The sequence below is a fragment of the Siminovitchia fortis genome, assembly GCF_007681465.1.
GTDB lineage: Bacteria > Bacillota > Bacilli > Bacillales > Bacillaceae_C > Siminovitchia > Siminovitchia fortis.
Window position 1 is genome coordinate 145,556 of sequence record NZ_VEKZ01000001.1, and the last position, 18,524, is coordinate 164,079.

Here is an 18,524-nt window from a genome sequence, read left to right on the forward strand (position 1 = left end):
TATCGACAAAAGGAGCCAAAATCCCGGTTTGCAAAAGCAAAATGGATTCAGTAAAATAAGTCTCAAATTTAAATAAAAAAAGCCCCCGGGATTTGCGGGAGGCGCATTGTATCTTAATTTATTCGAGAAAATCTTTCAAACGTTTGCTTCTGCTTGGATGTCTCAGCTTTCTTAGTGCTTTTGCTTCGATTTGTCTAATACGCTCGCGTGTCACACCGAAGACTTTGCCGACTTCTTCCAATGTCCGGGTGCGTCCGTCATCAAGACCAAAACGGAGGCGGAGTACATTTTCCTCTCTGTCGGTCAATGTGTCAAGAACATCTTCGAGCTGTTCTTTTAGCAATTCGTAAGCCGCATGATCGGATGGAGAAGTGGCTTCCTGGTCTTCGATGAAGTCCCCAAGATGAGAGTCATCTTCTTCGCCGATCGGCGTTTCAAGGGAAACGGGTTCCTGGGCAATTTTTAAGATCTCCCTGACTTTATCAGGCGTCAGATCCATTTCTTCCGCAATTTCTTCCGGTGTAGGTTCGCGGCCGAGATCCTGGAGCAGCTGACGCTGAACCCTGATCAATTTATTGATGGTTTCAACCATATGGACAGGGATCCGTATTGTCCTTGCCTGGTCTGCTATGGCGCGTGTTATGGCCTGCCTTATCCACCATGTAGCATACGTACTGAATTTGAAACCTTTCCTATGGTCAAATTTCTCTACCGCTTTAATCAATCCCATGTTGCCTTCCTGTATTAAATCTAGAAACAGCATCCCGCGTCCCACATACCTCTTGGCAATACTGACTACAAGCCGCAAGTTGGCTTCCGCCAGCCTTTTCTTCGCTTCTTCGTCCCCTTGTTCGATCCGCTCGGCCAGCTCCACTTCCTCTTCGGCAGATAAAAGATCCACCCTGCCGATCTCTTTTAGATACATGCGGACAGGGTCGTTTATTTTAACTCCGGGAGGAACGCTTAAATCATTTAAATCAAATTCTTCTTCGTCTTCTTTTTCAATTTCATCCACATCCGGATCTTCATCCTCACCACTGTCTTCCTCGAGCACCTCAACCCCGTGATGGCTCAGCATTTCGTAAAACTCATCCATTTGATCGGAATCCAGATCGAAATGGGCAAGATTGCTTGCAATGCGTTCATATGTCAAAGTCCCCCGCTTCTTTCCTTGTTCAAGCAACGACTCTTTTGCCTGCTCGAGGGTTAGTTCATTTTCTGATACGTTGGAACGTGCTTTTTCAGCCATACGTCCCCCTCCTTCCAAACATTTGCGCACCCGGTTAAATACTTAATGAATTACGGAGAGAAATGATTTCCTGAGCAATTTCCAATGCCCGCTGGACATTATTGCTTCGCTCCGCCTCTCTTTGTTCCGATTGTTTTTCTTTTATCATTAACAACTTTGCATGATTCAACACATAATTGACGCAATCTTTTAATTCCTGCTCACTGTCTTCGCTGTCCACCGCCATCATTTCGATTTCGGTGACAACGGCCCGCAGCTTTTTATCAGGAAGATGATCCAGAAAAAGCAATGGATCCGGATCGTTCCCTGCAGCGTAATAACTTAATAAATAAGTGATAATTGCCTGGTGTTCATCATAGTAAAACGGCTGATTTCCAAGCATTTCCATAATTCGATAGGCAGCTTCCTCGTCCCGAAGCATCCTGGCCAGCAGCATCCTTTCCGCTGTCAAATGGGCCGGCAGCACACTTTGTCTCTTTTTCGGGACTTGGGCAAACCCGCCGGTTTGCTTCTGCTGCTTTTTCCCTTCCGCCTGAACAAGCTTCTTTTGCTGGTCCTCAAGCACTTCCAGTGAAAGTGAGAATTCCTCAGCCAGCTGCCGGGTATACAGCTCCCTTTCAATGGGATTGCCCAGCTTGCTCAATTCATTCATGACTTCTTCTATATACTTCAGCTTTTCTCCTTCATTTTGCAGGTTTTTTCCGAATCTGTAATAATGAAGTTTAAAAGCTGTCCATGCCAGTGCATTCCCTATTACATCCGCCCGGAATTTTTCAGCCCCGTATTTTCGGATATAGTCATCGGGATCCGTTCCCTTTGGGAGCATAGCCGCTTTTACTTCCATTCCTTGTTCAACAAGCAATGAGCCGGCACGGTTAGAGGCCTCAATCCCCGCCTGGTCCGAATCAAAACATAGGATGATTGTGTCTGTCAGCCTTCGCAGCAGACGAATATGTTCATTCGTCAAGGATGTCCCCATGACTGCGACGCCATTTTTCACATTGGCCTGATCAGCGGATATGACATCGGCGAATCCTTCAAACAAGACCGCATATCCCTGTCTCCTGATTTCACTGCGTGCTCCATTGTAATTGTATAGAAGCGAGCTTTTATTAAAAATGGCTGTTTCCGGGGTATTTAAATATTTAGGTGAATCATCATTTTCCACAGCTCGTGCCGAAAAAGCGATGGTCCTGCCTTTTGCATCAAGCAAGGGAAACATGACCCTGTTGCGAAACCGATCGAAAAAGCCGTCGCCATTTTCTTTTTTTACAATCAGTCCTGCCTTTTCCAGCTCTTCTTCCGCGAAACCGCGTTTGGTTAAATATTTCACGGCCAAATCCCATTCAGGCAAAGAATAGCCAATTTTGAACTTTCTAATACCCTCGGTTGAAAACCCGCGCGATAGAAGATACTGAAGCGCACCTGCTCCTTCTTTTGTATTCAGCAATAAATGATGATATAGTTTACCCAACAGCTCATGGGCGTCAATCATTCTTTGGTGCTCTGAAGGATAGCCGTCATCTTGCCTTTTATCCGTGTTCTGGATCTGAAGGGGGATGCCCCCTTTATCGGCTACAATGGCGGCTGCTTCCTGGAAAGTGATGCCTTCGGCATCCATTAGAAAATTAAATACATTTCCGCCGGCCCCGCAGCCAAAACAATGATATATCTGCTTTTCAGGTGCCACGGAAAATGAAGGAGTATTTTCGCTGTGAAAAGGGCATAATCCAAAATAATTTCTTCCCTGTTTTTTCAACTGGACATATTCATTGATAATATCGACAATGTCCACAGACTGCCTGAGTTCGCTTATCTTTTCCTCTGGGATCCTTGCAGCCACTTGTAAACATCCCCATCTATAACTTTTTATTCACTAATTAACATTTTTCGACAAAAATTATCGAAAACTGCAAGAAATCGATGACGGTCTTCATCTTTAAACGGCTTAGGCCCTTTCCAAAATTTCCCCCGTTCCCTGTCTTTTGCAGCTAAATACCGAAAATCAAGCGCCGTATCTATTGTTTCTTCCTTGTATTCCGTTCCCCTGGGTGAAAAGACATAAACACCTTTTTGAAGCGCGAGGCTTGCGAGCCCTATATCTTGTGTAACCAGGATATCTCCCCTTTTAGCATGGTTCAGGATATAAAGGTCGCAGGCTTCCCTGTCCGGATCGACAAAAGTCCAATTGTCACCTTCTTTGACAGTGGAAGGCTTATGATAATATGAAGCAATAAAAAACACTTCCAGCTTCAGGTCTTTCGCGATTTGAGAAATTTCTTCTTTTACAGGACAGGCATCCGCGTCGACAAATATCACCCTTTTTTTATGGGCATAATTATTTATTCTGCATCCCTCCGCAGATTCCTTCTTATTTTTAATCCCTTTTTTAAAATTGGGTGACAGGGTTAAATATAATCACAATAAATATTGTATTCCTTTACCCGCAACTCTAACCCTTTTAATTTCCATAAACGCAAATTTTTATTATAGCGTATTTTGCCGAATTTGCCCAGTGAAAGGGATTGAAAAAATTTGTCACGAAAAAGAGCGCTGCGTAAGCGCTCAATGGCTATTTAATTTAAAGTTGATAATGATATTGGCCGTTTCTTCAACCGCTTTATTTGTTACATCAATAATGCGGCATCCGATTTTCTCGGCAATCCTGTCAAAATACTCAATTTCACGGCGGATCCTTTCAATATTCGCATAAATGGCATTATCATCAAGCCCCAATGTCAGCAATCTTTCCCGGCGGATTTCATAGAGCTTTTCCGCACTGATTTTTAAGCCTATGCATTTATCCGGATCTATTTTGAATAATTCCTCCGGCGGGTCCACCTCAGGTACGACAGGAACGTTTGCCACTTTATATCTCTTATGGGCGAGGTATTGCGACAGCGGTGTTTTGGATGTCCTGGAGACCCCGACCAATATTATATCCGCCCTGAGCAGCCCCCTTGGGTCCCGCCCGTCATCGTATTTAACAGCAAATTCAATTGCTTCCACTCTTTTGAAATAGTCCGCATCAAGCTTGCGTACGAGACCCGGCTCGTTCAGCGGTTTCTTATCAAACGTTTCCTCAAATGTTCTCATTAACGGCCCCAGAACATCGATGGCATGAACGTTGGATTCCCGCGCTCTATCAACCAAATAATCTCTTATTTCCGGTTTGACCAATGTAAAGATAATGATTCCGTTGTTCATCTTTGCCAATGAAATGACTTCATCGATATTTTCCGGCTCCTCAACATAAGGAATGCGTTTAATCGCGGCATTCGGCCCGGAAAATTGGCTTAATGCCGCTTTTGTAACAAGTTCGGCAGTCTCGCCCACGGAGTCTGACACTACATATATCATCGGTTCCGTCATGATTATCATCTCCCGTCATGTCAACTAACCTTCTTGCTCTGCAAGCGCCACAAACGCTTTTGTTATATTCGTTTTCGTAAGCCTGCCTATTACTTCATAACCAGAATCCGTCTTTTTTACCACGGGAACTGCATCAATCTGTGTATCGATCAACTTTTTGGCAACGTCAATCAACAAATCATCCTTCTCACACATCGTAATATTGGGCATCCTTGTCATGATAATGTTAACCGGCAATGTTGATAACTCCTGCTTGCCAAGGCTTGCCCTTAACAAGTCTTTCCTGGATAATACCCCCGCCAGATGATGCTTGTCATCTGTTACAAATACGGTTCCGACGTCTTCCAGGAAAATAGTGACAATGGCATCATAAACAGAAACATTTTCATTGACGACTACAGGGATTGACTGAAAATCTTTGACTGTCAGCTTCTTCATGCTTTCGGCCAACAGCTGTGTTCCGGTTTTCCCTGTATAAAAGTATCCCACTCTTGGTCTTGCATCCAAATACCCGGCCATTGTCAAAATGGCCAGATCCGGACGCAAAGTAGCCCGTGTCAGGTTCAGTTTTTCTGCGATGTGCTCACCCGTGATCGGGCCGTTTTCCTTGACGATTTCCAATATTCTATCCTGTCTTTTGCTGAGTTCGATCGTGCTCACCACCTATGGACATGAAATGAGACATACTTATTAGAATTAGTATATACTATTTAACCGCTAAAGAGAATCTCATCCATAAAAGGTACATAGCTTATTTCACCTGAATTTCATTCATCATGGCAAAGCTTCCAATCAAATCAGAGAGCTTTTTCATTTGCGCAAGCCGATTTTTTCTAATTTTGCCGTCTTCCGCCATGACCATTGTATGATCAAAATAGGCAGAAATCACCGGTGACAGGTTTTTAAGTGCTGTAAAACGGCCTTCAGGGTTATTTTCAGATTTAAATATATTGAGCACTTTTTGATATTCCTGATAAAGCTGTTTTTCCTCCTTATTTTCAAGTAAAGCCGCATTCACTTCGCAATCATCTTCCGCTTTCCGGGCAATGTTCATTACACGGGCCAATGATTCAATCGTTTCTTTAAAATCTCCTTCATCTTTATGTTCGTCCAGGGTGCCGGCCCGGCCAATGATGTCAGGGATGCCATTCAGTTCTCCGCCCATTACCGCCTCAATTATGTCATAACGGATGTTTTCTTCCTGAAGAAGATGCTTGATCCGCAGTTTAAAAAACTGAATGAGACTTTCCGTCAATTCTGCTGTTTCTATGTTTACATCCTCTTTGGTAATTTCAATGACACAGTGGAGAAGTTCTTCCAGGGAGATATTCCAATTCATCCCTTTCAATATGTTGACAACACCAGTTGCATTTCGGCGTAAAGCATATGGATCATGTGAACCTGTCGGGATCAGGCCAACAGCAAAAGCCGTTACAATTGTATCCATTTTATCGGCTACTCCGACAATTGCTCCGGTAAGGGACTCAGGAATGCCATCCTGGGCATGGCGCGGTTTATAATGTTCGTTGACAGCTTTGGCGACTTCTTCATTTTCTCCTTTCTGAAGGGCATATTTTTCACCCATCACGCCCTGCAGCTCCGGAAATTCATCCACCATGTTTGTAACAAGGTCGAATTTACAGATTTCGGCAGCCCTGTCAGCCAATTGTTTTTCATCTTCTGACAACCCCAGAAGGCTGCTTAATTGTTGGGTGATTTTTTGAACTCTATTGACTTTTTGGGCCAATGTACCGATTTTCTCATGATAAATAATGGATTCAAGTTTTTTCAAAGCATCTTGGATTTCAAGCTTTTGATCCTCTTCAAAAAAGAATTCCGCGTCAGCCAATCTTGCGCGCAATACCTTCTCATTCCCTTTTGCCACAGTATCAATATGGCTTTTGTCGCCATTTCTGACTGAAACAAAATATGGAAGCAGATTCCCTTTTGAGTCCTTCACAGGAAAATAGCGTTGATGGGTTTTCATTGAAGTAATAAGCACTTCTTCCGGAAGAGCCAGAAATTTCTCATCAAATTTCCCATAAAAAGCAGCTGGATATTCCACAAGATTTGTGACTTCCTCGAGCAAATCATTCTCGGCAGGAACAACCCACCCGTTTTCTTTTTCCAAATCCGCTATCTGCGCTGCTATTTTCTGCTTTCTGGTCTCTTCATTCACAATGACAAATTGGGATTTAAGGGCCTTTTCGTAATCTTCAGGATGATTGATCGAAATATCTTTTCCCAAAAAGCGGTGTCCCTTTGTCATCGTTCCGGCAGAAACTCCGGCAACAGTGAACGGGATCACTTCATTGCCAAATAAAGCAACAAGCCACCTGATCGGACGGATGTAACGGAGCTGATGGCTTCCCCATTTCATGCTGTTTGGAAAATGCATGCCCTCCACCAGTTTTTGGAGCTGCGCAAGCAGGTCAATTGTCTTTTCCCCTTTTATAAATCGTTTAATATGGGCGTATTCAACTCCTTTAATCTCCTTGAAATAAATGTCATCCGGAGACATTCCCTGCGAGCGGCTGAAGCCCAAGGCCGCTTTTGACCAGTTGCCGTTTTCATCCTGTGCAATTTTCTTCGCCGGCCCCTTTGCTTCCTCTTCCGTATCCTGCTGTGCTTCCGCCACATCTTTTACAAGCACAGCCAATCTCCTTGGCGTGGAAAAAGGATACAGGCGGCCGTGCTCAATTCCATTTTCATCCAGCCAGTTTCGGATCTTTTCTTCCAGCTGCTGAATGGAACCGTGTATAAACCTCGCCGGCATTTCTTCCAAACCGATTTCAAGCAATAAATCACGTTTATTCATGGCTGCATTCCTCCTTCTCGTGCTGTAAAATCGGAAAACCTAATTTTTCCCTTTCATCATAAAAAGTCTTTGCCACATGACGGGCCATATTTCTCATCCTGGAAATATAGGCTGTCCTTTCCGTTACTGAAATCGCTCCTTTTGCATCCAAAAGATTAAAGACATGGGAGCATTTCAAAATATAGTCATAAGCCGGGTGTACAAGTCCAAGATCCATCTGCCTTTTTGCTTCTTTTTCATACTTGCTGAACAAAGTGAAAAGCAAGTCCTGGTCAGAAGTTTCAAAAGCATATTTCGAATGTTCATATTCAGGCTGATAAAAAATATCCCTGATCGTAAATCCATCCGTCCATTCCAAATCAAAGACATTGTCTTTTTCCTGAATATAAGAGGCAAGACGTTCAATGCCATATGTCAATTCAACCGAAACCGGTTTGCACTCCAAACCGCCCACCTGCTGGAAATACGTAAACTGGGTGATTTCCATTCCATCCAGCCATACTTCCCAACCAAGGCCGGCGCATCCCAAAGACGGGTTCTCCCAGTTATCTTCTACAAAGCGGATATCATGCTCAAGCGGCTCAATCCCAAGCTTTCTTAAAGAATCCAAATACATTTCCTGAATATTTTCCGGCGAAGGCTTCATAATCACCTGAAATTGATGATGCTGGTATAGCCTGTTCGGATTTTCTCCGTACCGCCCGTCTGCCGGCCGTCTGGACGGTTCTACATAAGCCACATTCCACGGCTCGGGACCGATTGCCCTCAAAAATGTATAGGGGCTCATCGTACCTGCTCCTTTTTCCACGTCATACGCCTGCATTAAAATACAGCCGTAATCAGACCAATGCTTTTGCAAAGTCAAAATCATTTCCTGTATATTCATATCATTCATCCTTTCGTATAAGAAAAGCGCAAGCGCCTTGCCCATCGACGTACAGACTGGAGTGCCTCCGACGAGATAAAGGAAACACGGCGAGGAACGAGCCGATGTTGACTTATCGTAGGAGGAGGTGCGAAGTCTGCTAGTCGATAGGCGCTGGAGCTAGACAACAAAAATCTTTGTTCAAAATTTTAAAGCTAAAACATCTTATACTTTCTTACTCAGTAAAATAAAAAACTCCCGTCCCTATGCTCATATCAGCATAGGGACGAGAGTTAACCCGCGGTTCCACCCTATTTGCCGTAAAAACGGCCACTTTAAGTTTCCCGCTCGGGACTGCCTTCACTGCAGTTACCATGCCCGGCTTGCACCTTCCCGGGTTCGCTGAAATGGAATGATACAGCTACTACTTTCCGTCTTAGCAGGATATATTATAGTACTATGAATAAAAATAATCGAAACGAAGCCGGTTGTCAACCTCTGCCTCACAGCTTGTCCTTCAATGAATCCATCTGATCCAAAAAACGCTTGGATTTGATATGGAGCCCGGAATACTCATCGTAATACATATCAATCGCTCTTTTCAGCTCTTTTTTCGTCTCCGGCTTGACTGAAATGGTGCCAAGACGATTCAAGTCAAAATAATAAAATAAACGGAGAAGTTTAATCGCATTTTGGCTCATAGGCAAATAATGCGGATCCCTTTCGAGGCAGCGGTGGCAAATAAGTCCGTTTTCTTTGATGGAAAAGCCAAAGCTGCCTTCAGTCGCACCGCATATTGAGCATTTCTTCATTTCCGGATAGAGCCCAAGAACCTGAAGCATTTTCATTTCAAAAATATGGGTGATGATACCCGGATCATAATCCTCGCTTATATAATTCAGCGATTGATGCAGCAATTCAAATAAATATGGGTTTGGTTCGTTATCCTGGGTGCTTCTGTCAACCATCTCAACTACATAGGAAGCATAGGCGGTCTTAAAAATATCCTCTTTCAAGCCCCTTAAAGGCGAAATGATCTCTCCCTGCTGCATGGTGCCAAGGCCGCGTCCAGTCTGAATTAAAAAATAACCGTATGTAAACAGCTGGGAAACCGCGGCAAGACGGCTGTTCGTTTTTTTGGCTCCTCTTGCCATCGCGGAAATCTTTCCCGCTTCCCTGCTGTATATGGCTGTTATTTTATGTGATTCACCATAATCCGTTGTTCTGATTACAATGCCTTCAAATTTTTCCAACATATCGCTTACCCCTTTTACAGTATCATACTGCATCGGGTGTTCAAAAAAAAGCAAATGAATCGGTCAGGAAACGGGATAATCGATCACATTGGGCTTGTCGGCAATCGGCAGAGTATTCATCATGTGTTCTTCTTTCTCCAGTTCCTTGAGAAGCAGGTAAATATCAATGTTCCCCGTCTTCTTAAAAACTTTCCAAGTAAACTCATACATTTGAAACCCGCCTTTCTTTATGATGGTTGTATGAATATGTTTGTCTATAAGCCCCAGAAAGATTCTGCGTAAAATTTGCTAAACCAGCCAATTAATATTCGTCGTCTCTAAAACCAAAATCCCTTAAGTAGGTAGACTTGTTCCTCCAGTCCTTTTGGACCTTGACCCATAGTTCGAGGAAAACCTTGGACCCAAGAAGGTTCTCGATATCCCGCCGGGCGCGCTGCCCGATTTCCTTCAGCATTTTCCCTTGTTTTCCAATCACAATCCCTTTCTGTGAATCACGTTCTACAACGATCGTCGCCATGACATGGATAAGATCCTTATTCTCTTCCTGCTTCATCTGATCGATGACAACAGCGATTGAATGCGGCACTTCTTCCCGTGTAAGATGGAGTGCCTTTTCACGGATCAATTCGGATACAATGAACCTTTCCGGATGGTCGGTCACCTGATCGGAAGGGTAATATTGGGGACCTTCAGGCAAACATTCTTGGATCTGCTGAATAAGCCGCTCGACATTATTCCCTTCCAACGCTGAAATCGGAATGATTTCCTTGAACGGGTACATATCCTTATATTGCTCAATTAAGACAATCAACTGATCAGGATGTATCTGATCGATTTTATTGATGACTAGAAATACCGGAGTTTTTACATTTTTCAATTGCTCGATGATGAATTCATCGCCGCGTCCATACCCTTCTTCAGCATTGATCATGAACAGTATGAGATCGACTTCCCTGAATGTATTGATTGCAAGCTTGATCATAAAATCTCCAAGCTTATGTTTCGGTTTATGGATACCCGGGGTGTCTATGAAGACCATCTGCGCATCATCAGTTGTCAAAACACCCTGAACCTTGTTTCTGGTCGTTTGCGGTTTATCGCTCATGATCGCTATCTTTTGGCCGATCACCCTGTTTAAAAAGGTTGATTTTCCTACATTCGGCCTTCCGATGATGGAGATGAAACCCGATTTGAATTCCCTTTCGCCTCCGGCCATTTCATTCATGCATATCACCCGCCATAAAAGCAAACGGAAGCAGATCCCCCACTGTAAACTCCTGCACATCCCCTTTGCTGTTGGTCAAGATGACTTTCATGTCTTTTGGACAATGCTCTGCAATAACCTGTCTGCATGCTCCGCACGGAGGCACCGGGCGTTCGGAATCAGCTGTAACGGCAAGCATGTCAAAAGCATTTTCACCTTCTGAAAGCGCTTTAAATATAACAGTTCTCTCAGCACAATTTGTCAGCCCGTAGGAAGCATTCTCAATATTGCATCCGTGATAAATCGTTCCGCCCTTCGTTAACAGTGCAGCTCCAACCGGAAATTTCGAGTATGGAACATACGCTTTCTCCTTGGCGCTTATTGCTTCTTTTATCAATTGTTCCTTCATGTCATGATTCTCCTCATGTCTTACTTCTAATTTTACTACATTTTCATAAAAAAAGTTATCTTTTTTTAAATAAATTTTTGGATAATTGCCACAAGTCCATCCCATTCTTAGAATGTATGATTATTTTATCCGAATGGGGATCGGGTTTCAAATAAAAACAAAAACTGCCCAATGAATCAGCATCACCGGAACAGCTCCACAATTTTCGGTATGAAAATGATAAGCCCGATCACCACTGTCATGACGGCATAAATCAGGACGGCCCCTGCCGCCATATCCTTTGCCTGCTTGGCCAAGGGCCTTATTTCCTCTGTAACGAGATCAATAGTTTTTTCAATCGCTGAATTTAAGAGTTCAAGGGAGAACATCCCAAAAATACAGATGAGTATAAAAAGCCATTCCACTTTGCTCAATCGGAAAGCAAAACCGCATATACTGACAATCAGGGCTGCGGTTAAATGGATTTGAAAATTTTTTTCCGTTTTAACGGCGTGCCACAATCCCTGAATGGCATAGGTGAAAGAATCGACAAGCCGCCCAAAGGAGAATGGATTTTTATCTTTCCAAGCCATAACTCTTCAAAATATCCTCTTGTTTTTTGAACATGCGTTTTTCATCTTCATCATTCATATGATCATACCCAAGAAGATGAAGAAAACCATGCACCGTTAAAAATCCGAGCTCCCGCAAATAAGAATGGCCGTATTCTTCCGCCTGTTTTTCCGCCATTTCAATCGAAATAACAATGTCTCCCAACATCCTGGGAAGATTTTCAACACCGGCTATTTCCGTTTCCCCTTCTCCCATTTCTTCCATTGCAAAAGAAATGACATCCGTCGGGGAATCCTTCCCCCTGTACGCCATGTTGAGTTCCTTTATGGATTCATTGGTAACGAAGGTGACGGAAAGCTCACTTCCCCCTTCGACATTTTCCATTTCTGCCGCAAGTTTTAACAGCTCTTCCAATAACCTTAATTGTTCTTCTGTCACACTATCTGTTTCATCAATGAAGTCAATTTCCAGATTCATCTTCACATCACCTTCTGCTCCTTATTTCCCGGATATTCAATCCTTGAGTGAAAAATACCGCTCAACGTTTCGCAAAATGTTGATTTAATGGTCTCCAATTGTTTGATTGTAATATCGCATTCATTCAATTGGCCATCCAAAAGCCGGTCTTGGACAATGGAGTCGACAAGCGACTTGATTGCTTCGGGTGTTGGCTCGTTCAAGGAACGAACCGCTGCCTCCACGCAGTCCGCCAGACTGATGACGGCTGCTTCTTTTGATTGCGGTTTCGGGCCGGGGTACCTGTAATCCGACTCTTCCACATCATCCGATATTTCCGCTGCTTTGTAATAAAAGAACTTCAGCAGCGTGGTTCCATGATGCTGTTTTGCAACATCTACGATTTCCTTCGGCATTTTATGCTTCTTCAATTCCGCGGCACCGTCCGTAACATGCGCAATAATGATATCTTTGCTTGTTGCAGGCTGCAGCTTATCATGCGGGTTTTCCATGTTCATCTGATTCTCTATAAAAAAATGCGGTCTTTTTGTCTTTCCGAGATCATGGTAATAGGCCGCAACTCTCGCCAGCAGGCCGTTGGCACCGATGGCTTCGCATGCCGACTCAGCTAAATTGGCCACCATTACGCTATGATGGTAAGTGCCTGGAGCCTCAATTAGAATCCTCTTTAACAATGGGTGATTCGGATTGGACAACTCAATCAGCCTCATTGTTGATAATATACCGAATCCGGCTTCAAGGAAAGGCAGAATCCCCATGGTCAAAACTGCGGACAATATGCCGGAAACCACACCATTAATAATAAAATATAAATACTCCATATTGGTGATCTGGCCGCTTCCGATAAACTGCAGAAAGAAAATAAGCAGCACATTGACCAAGGCAACGAGGAGGCCGGCACGCAACAAATTAAAGCGTTCGCTTTTATCCGACAGGAACATGATTCCTGCAAGGCCGCTGAATAAAATGTATAACGCAATTTCAACATCTATTGTTCCCGAAATGCCGTCATGGAAAACGATGCTTCCGCATGCAGCCAAAATAATGGCCATGAGCAGGGCAAAGCGCTCATTGATCATGACCCTGATCAGCATAGGAGCCATCGCAGCGGGAAACAGATAGGCGATGTCATACTGTTCAAGCCCCTCCATCAGGCTGATAATCTTCATCAGAACAATAGCTCCTACAAAGACAATTCCCAAAAGCAGCAAATAGCTCTGCTTCTTTTCTTCAGGCTCATTCAGTTTCGTAAAAGGGATATATAAAGCACCGATTAAGAGCAGCACAAAGATGGCAAGTCCAATAAACGGCTTGATTGTCGGCTTGCTTTTCAAAAGCCCAAGCGTGTCAAGCTGCCGGTAAATATCTCTGTCAATGAGATGGCCTTCCTGAACGACTATCTGTCCCTGTAATATTTTAACAGGTTCCACTTCATTCATCGCTTGCTGCTTTCTTTCTTCAGTAAGCTTCGGATCATAGACTTCGTTTGCGATTATGGCATATTTTCCAAGTTCAATTGAGGCATTTTCCACATTCTTTTCCAAGCCGGCTGACTTGATTCTGCCGATAAGGTCTGAACTGACATTGTTCACTTGATCCTCGCGGATTTTCCCATTCATGATCGTTTCCACATTGCTGACCAGGATGTTCCTTGCTTTTTCCAATTCAGATGGATCAGCCTCCAGCAGCTGTAAAAGAGTCTGATCTGAAATCGTTTCAGTCACATCCTCGGTTACATCGGCCGTGAGCTTCGATTTTAACAATGCGAGTTTGGAAGATGCCGGCTGGGAGCCCTCTTTTTCCGCTTTACTTTCTTCCGCCTCTTTCTTTTTGGCCGACTCCTCCTGATTCACTTCATTTACAAAATCAAAAATGGACGTAAGCAGAAGCACCCTGTTTTGGGCCACCTCTTTTTTATGTACATACACATTTTCGACTTCTTCCGCGGCTTTATTCCGTTCTTCCGCGGTCTTTTCTTCATCTTCGATCGTTTTCGGGGAGCGGATCGTTTTATCAGCGACGGAAAAAAGTTCCATGTCATAGGTTTCGGGCTTGACGTTCGTGTAAAGGATCGCAAATAATAAAAGGCCCAGCACTGAAAAGACAAGACCCGTAAACAGCTTATAACTAAGAATCTTCCGTATATTCCTTATATATTTTTGAAAATACATCAATTCCCCTCCACCGCCTTTTAAAAAAAAAAGCATTCCTATGTCAAATATAGCAGTTTCGGAGAGTAAAGGCACTACCTAATTATACTTCAAATAAAAGAATCCCCGAACTTAACGCCCGGGGGTTGTTTCATTTTGTGCATATGCTTTGATGACCCTTCCTACAAGAGGATGGCGGACTACGTCACCCTCTTCAAAGTGAATAAAGGCAATGCCCTTTACTCCCTGCAGGATGACTTCGGCCGTAGCAAGGCCGGATTTAACACCGGGCGGAAGGTCCACTTGGGTTGAATCTCCGGTTATGACCATCTTGGATCCAAATCCAAGCCTTGTTAAAAACATTTTCATTTGTGCGTGGGTAGTATTTTGGGCTTCATCCAGAATGACAAATGCATCATCAAGGGTCCGCCCCCTCATATAGGCAAGGGGTGCAATTTCGATTGTTTCCCTTTCGATAAGCCTCTGGGTATGTTCAGCCCCCAACACATCATGGAGGGCATCATAAAGCGGCCTTAGGTAAGGATCCACTTTTTCTTTTAAATCACCCGGTAAAAAGCCAAGGCTTTCACCGGCTTCAACAGCCGGGCGGGTCAATATGATCTTATTGATCTTGCCGCTTTTCAATGCCCCCACAGCCATGACGACGGCAAGATATGTTTTTCCGGTACCTGCGGGCCCAATGCCAAATACCAGGTCATTTTTCCGGACAGCCTCTATATAATGGCGCTGTCCAATCGTTTTGACCCGGATGGCTTTGCCTTTTGCATTGCGGGTGATTTCCTCATCATACAGCTCAGAGAAATACTCTATTTTTCCCTGTTTCGCCGTCTGGGCCGCATAGGCGGTATCCCTGAGCCCGATTCGTATGCCGCTCCTTATGACAGCGAGCAGCTGTTTAATCGTTTCCTCTGCTAGAGCGGCCGCTTCAGGAGGACCCGTGACATTCAGTGTTTCCCCGCGGGTCACAATTTTAACGCCAAATTCGTCTTCAAGCATCTTTAAGTTGCTGTCGCCATTTCCAAATAAGACAGGAGCTTCATCATCGCCGTCCAGTTGTATTTGATTTGTTATGAATTCATCTGCCATTTGTTAATCTCCTTGAGTGATCGGTTTTTCTTTTGCTATATTTTCTATCACTTGGAAATAGATTGTCAGCTTAACTTTACCATTCTCCACTTCTTCATGCAAAATAATCTCATCGTCTATGCGTGCGTCTTCAGGAATATTTTTGGCCAGATCCCTTCTTGCCAGTTCTCTTCCGGCCTCCCGGGCTTCTTTTTTTGTAAGTGAACGTTCATATTCCTCCGTCGCTCTAGCCGTTTTCTCAACGTAGGCTAAAGGCAGCTGCCATCCAAGAAAGCGGACGGGATGAACTTCGGTTTCCACCTCGTAGTTTTTGAACCCTGTCTTGCCGAACCCCCATACGGGCACTGAAAACGAACCGAATTTTAAGGCATGTGTTCTTTTTTCCTCACCGCTAAAAACTTGAAAAGTTGACTGCAGCGGAAATTCCGCATGTGTTTGATACCATGTTTTACCCCATACTTCACCACGGGCAGGAATTGTTTTTGTTTCTTCATCATTGCCTATCGTTCCAGAAACAAGGATCTGTCCCTTTTCAACAAATTGATTTACTTTAACAAGTGGTTTTCCTTTTTCCACAAACATTTTTTCTATCACCGCCTTTTTGGTTGCAACAAGATGCGATGGTGAACGGGTTTCCTGTTTTTTGGGTTCCGTTTTTTCCACTACTTGAAAGTGGAAGGTTGTCCCTTTCAACTCAACACCAATCCATGTAATATTATCAACCCGTTCGGTCAATTCACGCTGGATCTTTTCCAGATCCTGATTCAAAAAGTGGGAGGTACCGATCTGGACTCCTATTTTTGTCAGTTCCTTCCTGATTTTATGTTCCGTTTCCGGGTTTGCCCCTTTTATCTCAATCCCCCAAGTGATGTTGGAAAGAACGGTGATTATAATAATAAATGATAACATCCCGACTAAAAACCCGCTGTTTTTAAACAATCTCTTCCACAGAAAAGGGGCTCCTTCGCCGCGTACGAAGGAAATCCGGCATTCAAAACGGCGTGCGGCCTTTCTTAATTTATGTATGTCTCGAAGCGGGATATAAAAAAGCATGGCACCCGACTTAAACCGTTTCACTTTCCATATGGCAATTCCGTCCCTCGTCATTTTGTTCAGCAGGAGCTCCAATCCTTGTCCATCTGCTCTAACCAGTACCCTTCCTGACAGAAATGTGATCCAACGGTTCTTCATTTGTGCCACTCCTATTCTTTCAAATACAAGACTTCGCTTATTTTTCCTTCCAGCAAAATTTCTTCCGGAAGGATTGTTTTGATTACGAAAGAGTTCCCTTTTATAAGCAGCTGGCCCTGCTTAAGAAGCAGCCGCACCTCCTGATCGGAGAATGCAAGAAGCCCCTTATGGTTCTCGATATATATGTGCAGTTGACCGATGATTGTTACGCGGGGGAGGTCCATCATTACATCGGGCGGCAGCTCCATTTTTTCGGTCGCCCACTTGCGAAATCGGTGTGTCCATTTTTTCGCCATGAAAAAGAACCCCCTTTCATCTCATATGTATGAGTTGAAAGGGGGTTTCATCACTTTATTTTAATGCCGGCCGTATCTTCTTTTGGCCCTTGGAGGCCCGAGAACTTCCGACATGATGATACCTTTGACAATATCATTCTGTTGGAAAAAAGGTTCGATATGCGGCTGTTCTTTTTTTTCCTTGACCGCTTCCGCTTTTGTATGCAGCTCACGGGCCCTTTCCTTATAAGCTGCCGCCTCTTTTTTGAGTTCCTCCACTTTGTTTTCAGCCTCAGTCTTCTTGTCCTCAATCTGAGGCTGCATTTGAGACAATAGTATTTCTGCCGCCTCTTTTAAGCTGCGCGGCCTTTCCGCAAGTACAGGCTTCGGCTTTTCCTGGACAGGCTTTTTGCTGGCAGGAGGGGCCGGCCTTTCAGGCTTTCTTGACTGAGCCGGCCTGTTTTGAGGACTGCCGGGCTTTTCATGATTGGCAGCCCGCTTTTTTTGCTCACTTGCCCTATTTACAAAGAAACTTATTAGAGCAATGACTATAATCGGCAAAAACTGTTCCAAAGGAGTTACCCCCTTTCATTGTGCCACAAAACTTACTCCGGCTTATTATTATCCTTCGGCTTTGTCATTCTTCCGATGGAATCGCGCATATCTGTATCCGCATCAATGTTGCGGAGTGATAAATAATCCATGACTCCAAGGTTACCAGACTTGAGCGCTTCGGACATGGCGAGCGGTACTTCCGCCTCCGCCTCTACCACTTTCGCTCTCATTTCTTCGACGCGGGCCTTCATTTCCTGTTCGCTGGCAACAGCCATTGCCCTTCTTTCTTCGGCTTTCGCCTGGGCAATCTTCTTGTCCGCTTCGGCCTGGTCTGTCTGCAGCTGGGCACCAATGTTTTTGCCGATATCCACATCAGCGATGTCGATTGAAAGAATTTCAAATGCAGTCCCCGCATCCAGCCCCTTGGCCAAAACTGTGCGGGAAATCATATCAGGGTTTTCAAGGACTTTCTTATGGTTGTCACTGGATCCGATTGTGGAAACAACCCCTTCACCGACACGGGCGATGACAGTTTCTTCCCCTGCTCCCCCAACAAGCCTGTCGATGTTGGCACGTACGGTAATCCTTGCTTTTGCTTTAACCTCAATTCCGTCCATAGCCACACCTGCAATAAATGGCGTTTCAATGACCTTCGGGTTAACACTCATCTGAACCGCTTCGAGAACATCACGGCCGGCAAGGTCGATGGCTGCGGCACGTTCAAATGTCAATTCAATATTTGCCCGCTGAGCAGCAATCAGGGCATTCACGACACGATCCACGTTACCTCCCGCCAAATAATGGCTTTCAAGCTGGTTTGTCGCAACCGGAAGCCCGGCTTTGTGCGCTTTGATCAATGGTTCAACGACACGCCGTGGAATAACCCTTCTCAGCCTCATACCAATCAAAGTGAAAATACCTACCTTTACACCGGCGGCCAAGGCAGAAATCCACAGGCCAATCGGAACAAAGGTGAATAAAACAGATAAAACAATAATCGCTATTACGATTATAACCAATAAAAACAGCGTTTCAGGAAGCATT

General features: G+C 44.2%; 19 protein-coding genes. All 19 read right to left on the minus strand.

What is annotated here, in order from left to right; translation table 11 throughout:
- Positions 1-118: 118 nt before the first annotated feature.
- Positions 119-1,249, minus strand: a complete 1,131-nt coding sequence (gene rpoD / locus FS666_RS00815) for an RNA polymerase sigma factor RpoD (protein WP_120068544.1) — start codon at positions 1,247-1,249, stop codon at positions 119-121.
- A gap of 34 nt (positions 1,250-1,283) precedes the next feature.
- The gene (dnaG, locus tag FS666_RS00820) at positions 1,284-3,092 is read right to left on the minus strand and encodes a DNA primase (protein ID WP_120068547.1); all 1,809 of its coding nucleotides are present in this window, start codon (positions 3,090-3,092) and stop codon (positions 1,284-1,286) included.
- Positions 3,093-3,118: 26 nt separating this feature from the next.
- Positions 3,119-3,568 carry a YaiI/YqxD family protein gene (locus FS666_RS00825; protein WP_235870247.1) on the minus strand — a complete coding sequence of 150 codons (450 nt, stop codon included), beginning with the start codon at positions 3,566-3,568 and terminating at the stop codon, positions 3,119-3,121.
- A gap of 246 nt (positions 3,569-3,814) precedes the next feature.
- Positions 3,815-4,621, minus strand: coding sequence for a pyruvate, water dikinase regulatory protein (locus tag FS666_RS00830; protein ID WP_186306425.1), 807 nt, complete (start codon positions 4,619-4,621; stop codon positions 3,815-3,817).
- Between the two features lie 24 nt (positions 4,622-4,645).
- Positions 4,646-5,284 (minus strand): transcriptional regulator CcpN, encoded by a 639-nt coding sequence (ccpN, locus tag FS666_RS00835; protein ID WP_120068552.1) that lies wholly within the window; start codon positions 5,282-5,284, stop codon positions 4,646-4,648.
- A gap of 88 nt (positions 5,285-5,372) precedes the next feature.
- Positions 5,373-7,439 carry a glycine--tRNA ligase subunit beta gene (gene glyS / locus FS666_RS00840; RefSeq protein ID WP_144460182.1) on the minus strand — a complete coding sequence of 689 codons (2,067 nt, stop codon included), beginning with the start codon at positions 7,437-7,439 and terminating at the stop codon, positions 5,373-5,375.
- The gene (gene glyQ / locus FS666_RS00845; protein WP_120068984.1) at positions 7,432-8,325 is read right to left on the minus strand and encodes a glycine--tRNA ligase subunit alpha; all 894 of its coding nucleotides are present in this window, start codon (positions 8,323-8,325) and stop codon (positions 7,432-7,434) included. Before glyQ ends, glyS begins: the two co-directional genes overlap by 8 nt.
- Positions 8,326-8,807: 482 nt before the next feature.
- The gene (gene recO, locus FS666_RS00850) at positions 8,808-9,560 is read right to left on the minus strand and encodes a DNA repair protein RecO (protein ID WP_120068558.1); all 753 of its coding nucleotides are present in this window, start codon (positions 9,558-9,560) and stop codon (positions 8,808-8,810) included.
- A gap of 63 nt (positions 9,561-9,623) precedes the next feature.
- The gene (locus tag FS666_RS00855) at positions 9,624-9,770 is read right to left on the minus strand and encodes a YqzL family protein (protein WP_120068560.1); all 147 of its coding nucleotides are present in this window, start codon (positions 9,768-9,770) and stop codon (positions 9,624-9,626) included.
- 91 nt (positions 9,771-9,861) lie between these two features.
- On the minus strand, positions 9,862-10,776 hold the full coding sequence (era, locus tag FS666_RS00860; RefSeq protein ID WP_120068986.1) for a GTPase Era: 915 nt from the start codon (positions 10,774-10,776) through the stop codon (positions 9,862-9,864).
- A gap of 1 nt (position 10,777) precedes the next feature.
- The gene (locus tag FS666_RS00865) at positions 10,778-11,248 is read right to left on the minus strand and encodes a cytidine deaminase (protein WP_390614535.1); all 471 of its coding nucleotides are present in this window, start codon (positions 11,246-11,248) and stop codon (positions 10,778-10,780) included.
- 107 nt (positions 11,249-11,355) lie between these two features.
- On the minus strand, positions 11,356-11,745 hold the full coding sequence (locus FS666_RS00870) for a diacylglycerol kinase family protein (protein ID WP_144462887.1): 390 nt from the start codon (positions 11,743-11,745) through the stop codon (positions 11,356-11,358).
- Positions 11,729-12,202 carry an rRNA maturation RNase YbeY gene (gene ybeY / locus FS666_RS00875; protein WP_144462885.1) on the minus strand — a complete coding sequence of 158 codons (474 nt, stop codon included), beginning with the start codon at positions 12,200-12,202 and terminating at the stop codon, positions 11,729-11,731. Before ybeY ends, FS666_RS00870 begins: the two co-directional genes overlap by 17 nt.
- Positions 12,203-12,204: 2 nt before the next feature.
- Positions 12,205-14,373: an HD family phosphohydrolase gene (locus FS666_RS00880; protein WP_144462883.1), complete on the minus strand. Its 2,169-nt coding sequence runs from the start codon at positions 14,371-14,373 to the stop codon at positions 12,205-12,207.
- 111 nt (positions 14,374-14,484) lie between these two features.
- The gene (locus FS666_RS00885) at positions 14,485-15,459 is read right to left on the minus strand and encodes a PhoH family protein (RefSeq protein ID WP_120068576.1); all 975 of its coding nucleotides are present in this window, start codon (positions 15,457-15,459) and stop codon (positions 14,485-14,487) included.
- Between the two features lie 3 nt (positions 15,460-15,462).
- The gene (gene yqfD, locus FS666_RS00890; protein WP_144462881.1) at positions 15,463-16,650 is read right to left on the minus strand and encodes a sporulation protein YqfD; all 1,188 of its coding nucleotides are present in this window, start codon (positions 16,648-16,650) and stop codon (positions 15,463-15,465) included.
- 11 nt (positions 16,651-16,661) lie between these two features.
- Entirely contained in the window at positions 16,662-16,946 is a 285-nt protein-coding gene (yqfC, locus tag FS666_RS00895) for a sporulation protein YqfC (RefSeq protein ID WP_144462879.1), read from the minus strand.
- 60 nt (positions 16,947-17,006) lie between these two features.
- Complete coding sequence (locus FS666_RS00900) at positions 17,007-17,498, minus strand: YqfB family membrane protein (RefSeq protein WP_144462877.1); 492 nt, start codon at positions 17,496-17,498, stop codon at positions 17,007-17,009.
- 32 nt (positions 17,499-17,530) lie between these two features.
- A complete protein-coding gene (gene floA, locus FS666_RS00905; protein ID WP_144462875.1) occupies positions 17,531-18,523 on the minus strand; it encodes a flotillin-like protein FloA in 993 nt (330 codons plus the stop codon).
- Between the last annotated feature and the right edge of the window lies 1 nt (position 18,524).

What these genes read in the sequence shown, in the direction of transcription:
- rpoD (WP_120068544.1), bottom strand. Translation starts at nt 1,249, where the DNA reads ATGGCTGAAAAAGCACGTTCCAACGTATCAGAAAATGAACTAACCCTC.
- FS666_RS00830 (WP_186306425.1), bottom strand. Translation starts at nt 4,621, where the DNA reads ATGACGGAACCGATGATATATGTAGTGTCAGACTCCGTGGGCGAGACT.
- glyS (WP_144460182.1), bottom strand. Translation starts at nt 7,439, where the DNA reads ATGAATAAACGTGATTTATTGCTTGAAATCGGTTTGGAAGAAATGCCG.
- glyQ (WP_120068984.1), bottom strand. Translation starts at nt 8,325, where the DNA reads ATGAATATACAGGAAATGATTTTGACTTTGCAAAAGCATTGGTCTGAT.
- recO (WP_120068558.1), bottom strand. Translation starts at nt 9,560, where the DNA reads ATGTTGGAAAAATTTGAAGGCATTGTAATCAGAACAACGGATTATGGT.
- FS666_RS00855 (WP_120068560.1), bottom strand. Translation starts at nt 9,770, where the DNA reads ATGTATGAGTTTACTTGGAAAGTTTTTAAGAAGACGGGGAACATTGAT.
- era (WP_120068986.1), bottom strand. Translation starts at nt 10,776, where the DNA reads ATGGCCGGAGGCGAAAGGGAATTCAAATCGGGTTTCATCTCCATCATC.
- FS666_RS00870 (WP_144462887.1), bottom strand. Translation starts at nt 11,745, where the DNA reads ATGGCTTGGAAAGATAAAAATCCATTCTCCTTTGGGCGGCTTGTCGAT.
- ybeY (WP_144462885.1), bottom strand. Translation starts at nt 12,202, where the DNA reads ATGAATCTGGAAATTGACTTCATTGATGAAACAGATAGTGTGACAGAA.
- FS666_RS00880 (WP_144462883.1), bottom strand. Translation starts at nt 14,373, where the DNA reads ATGTATTTTCAAAAATATATAAGGAATATACGGAAGATTCTTAGTTAT.
- FS666_RS00885 (WP_120068576.1), bottom strand. Translation starts at nt 15,459, where the DNA reads ATGGCAGATGAATTCATAACAAATCAAATACAACTGGACGGCGATGAT.
- yqfD (WP_144462881.1), bottom strand. Translation starts at nt 16,650, where the DNA reads ATGAAGAACCGTTGGATCACATTTCTGTCAGGAAGGGTACTGGTTAGA.
- yqfC (WP_144462879.1), bottom strand. Translation starts at nt 16,946, where the DNA reads ATGGCGAAAAAATGGACACACCGATTTCGCAAGTGGGCGACCGAAAAA.
- floA (WP_144462875.1), bottom strand. Translation starts at nt 18,523, where the DNA reads ATGCTTCCTGAAACGCTGTTTTTATTGGTTATAATCGTAATAGCGATT.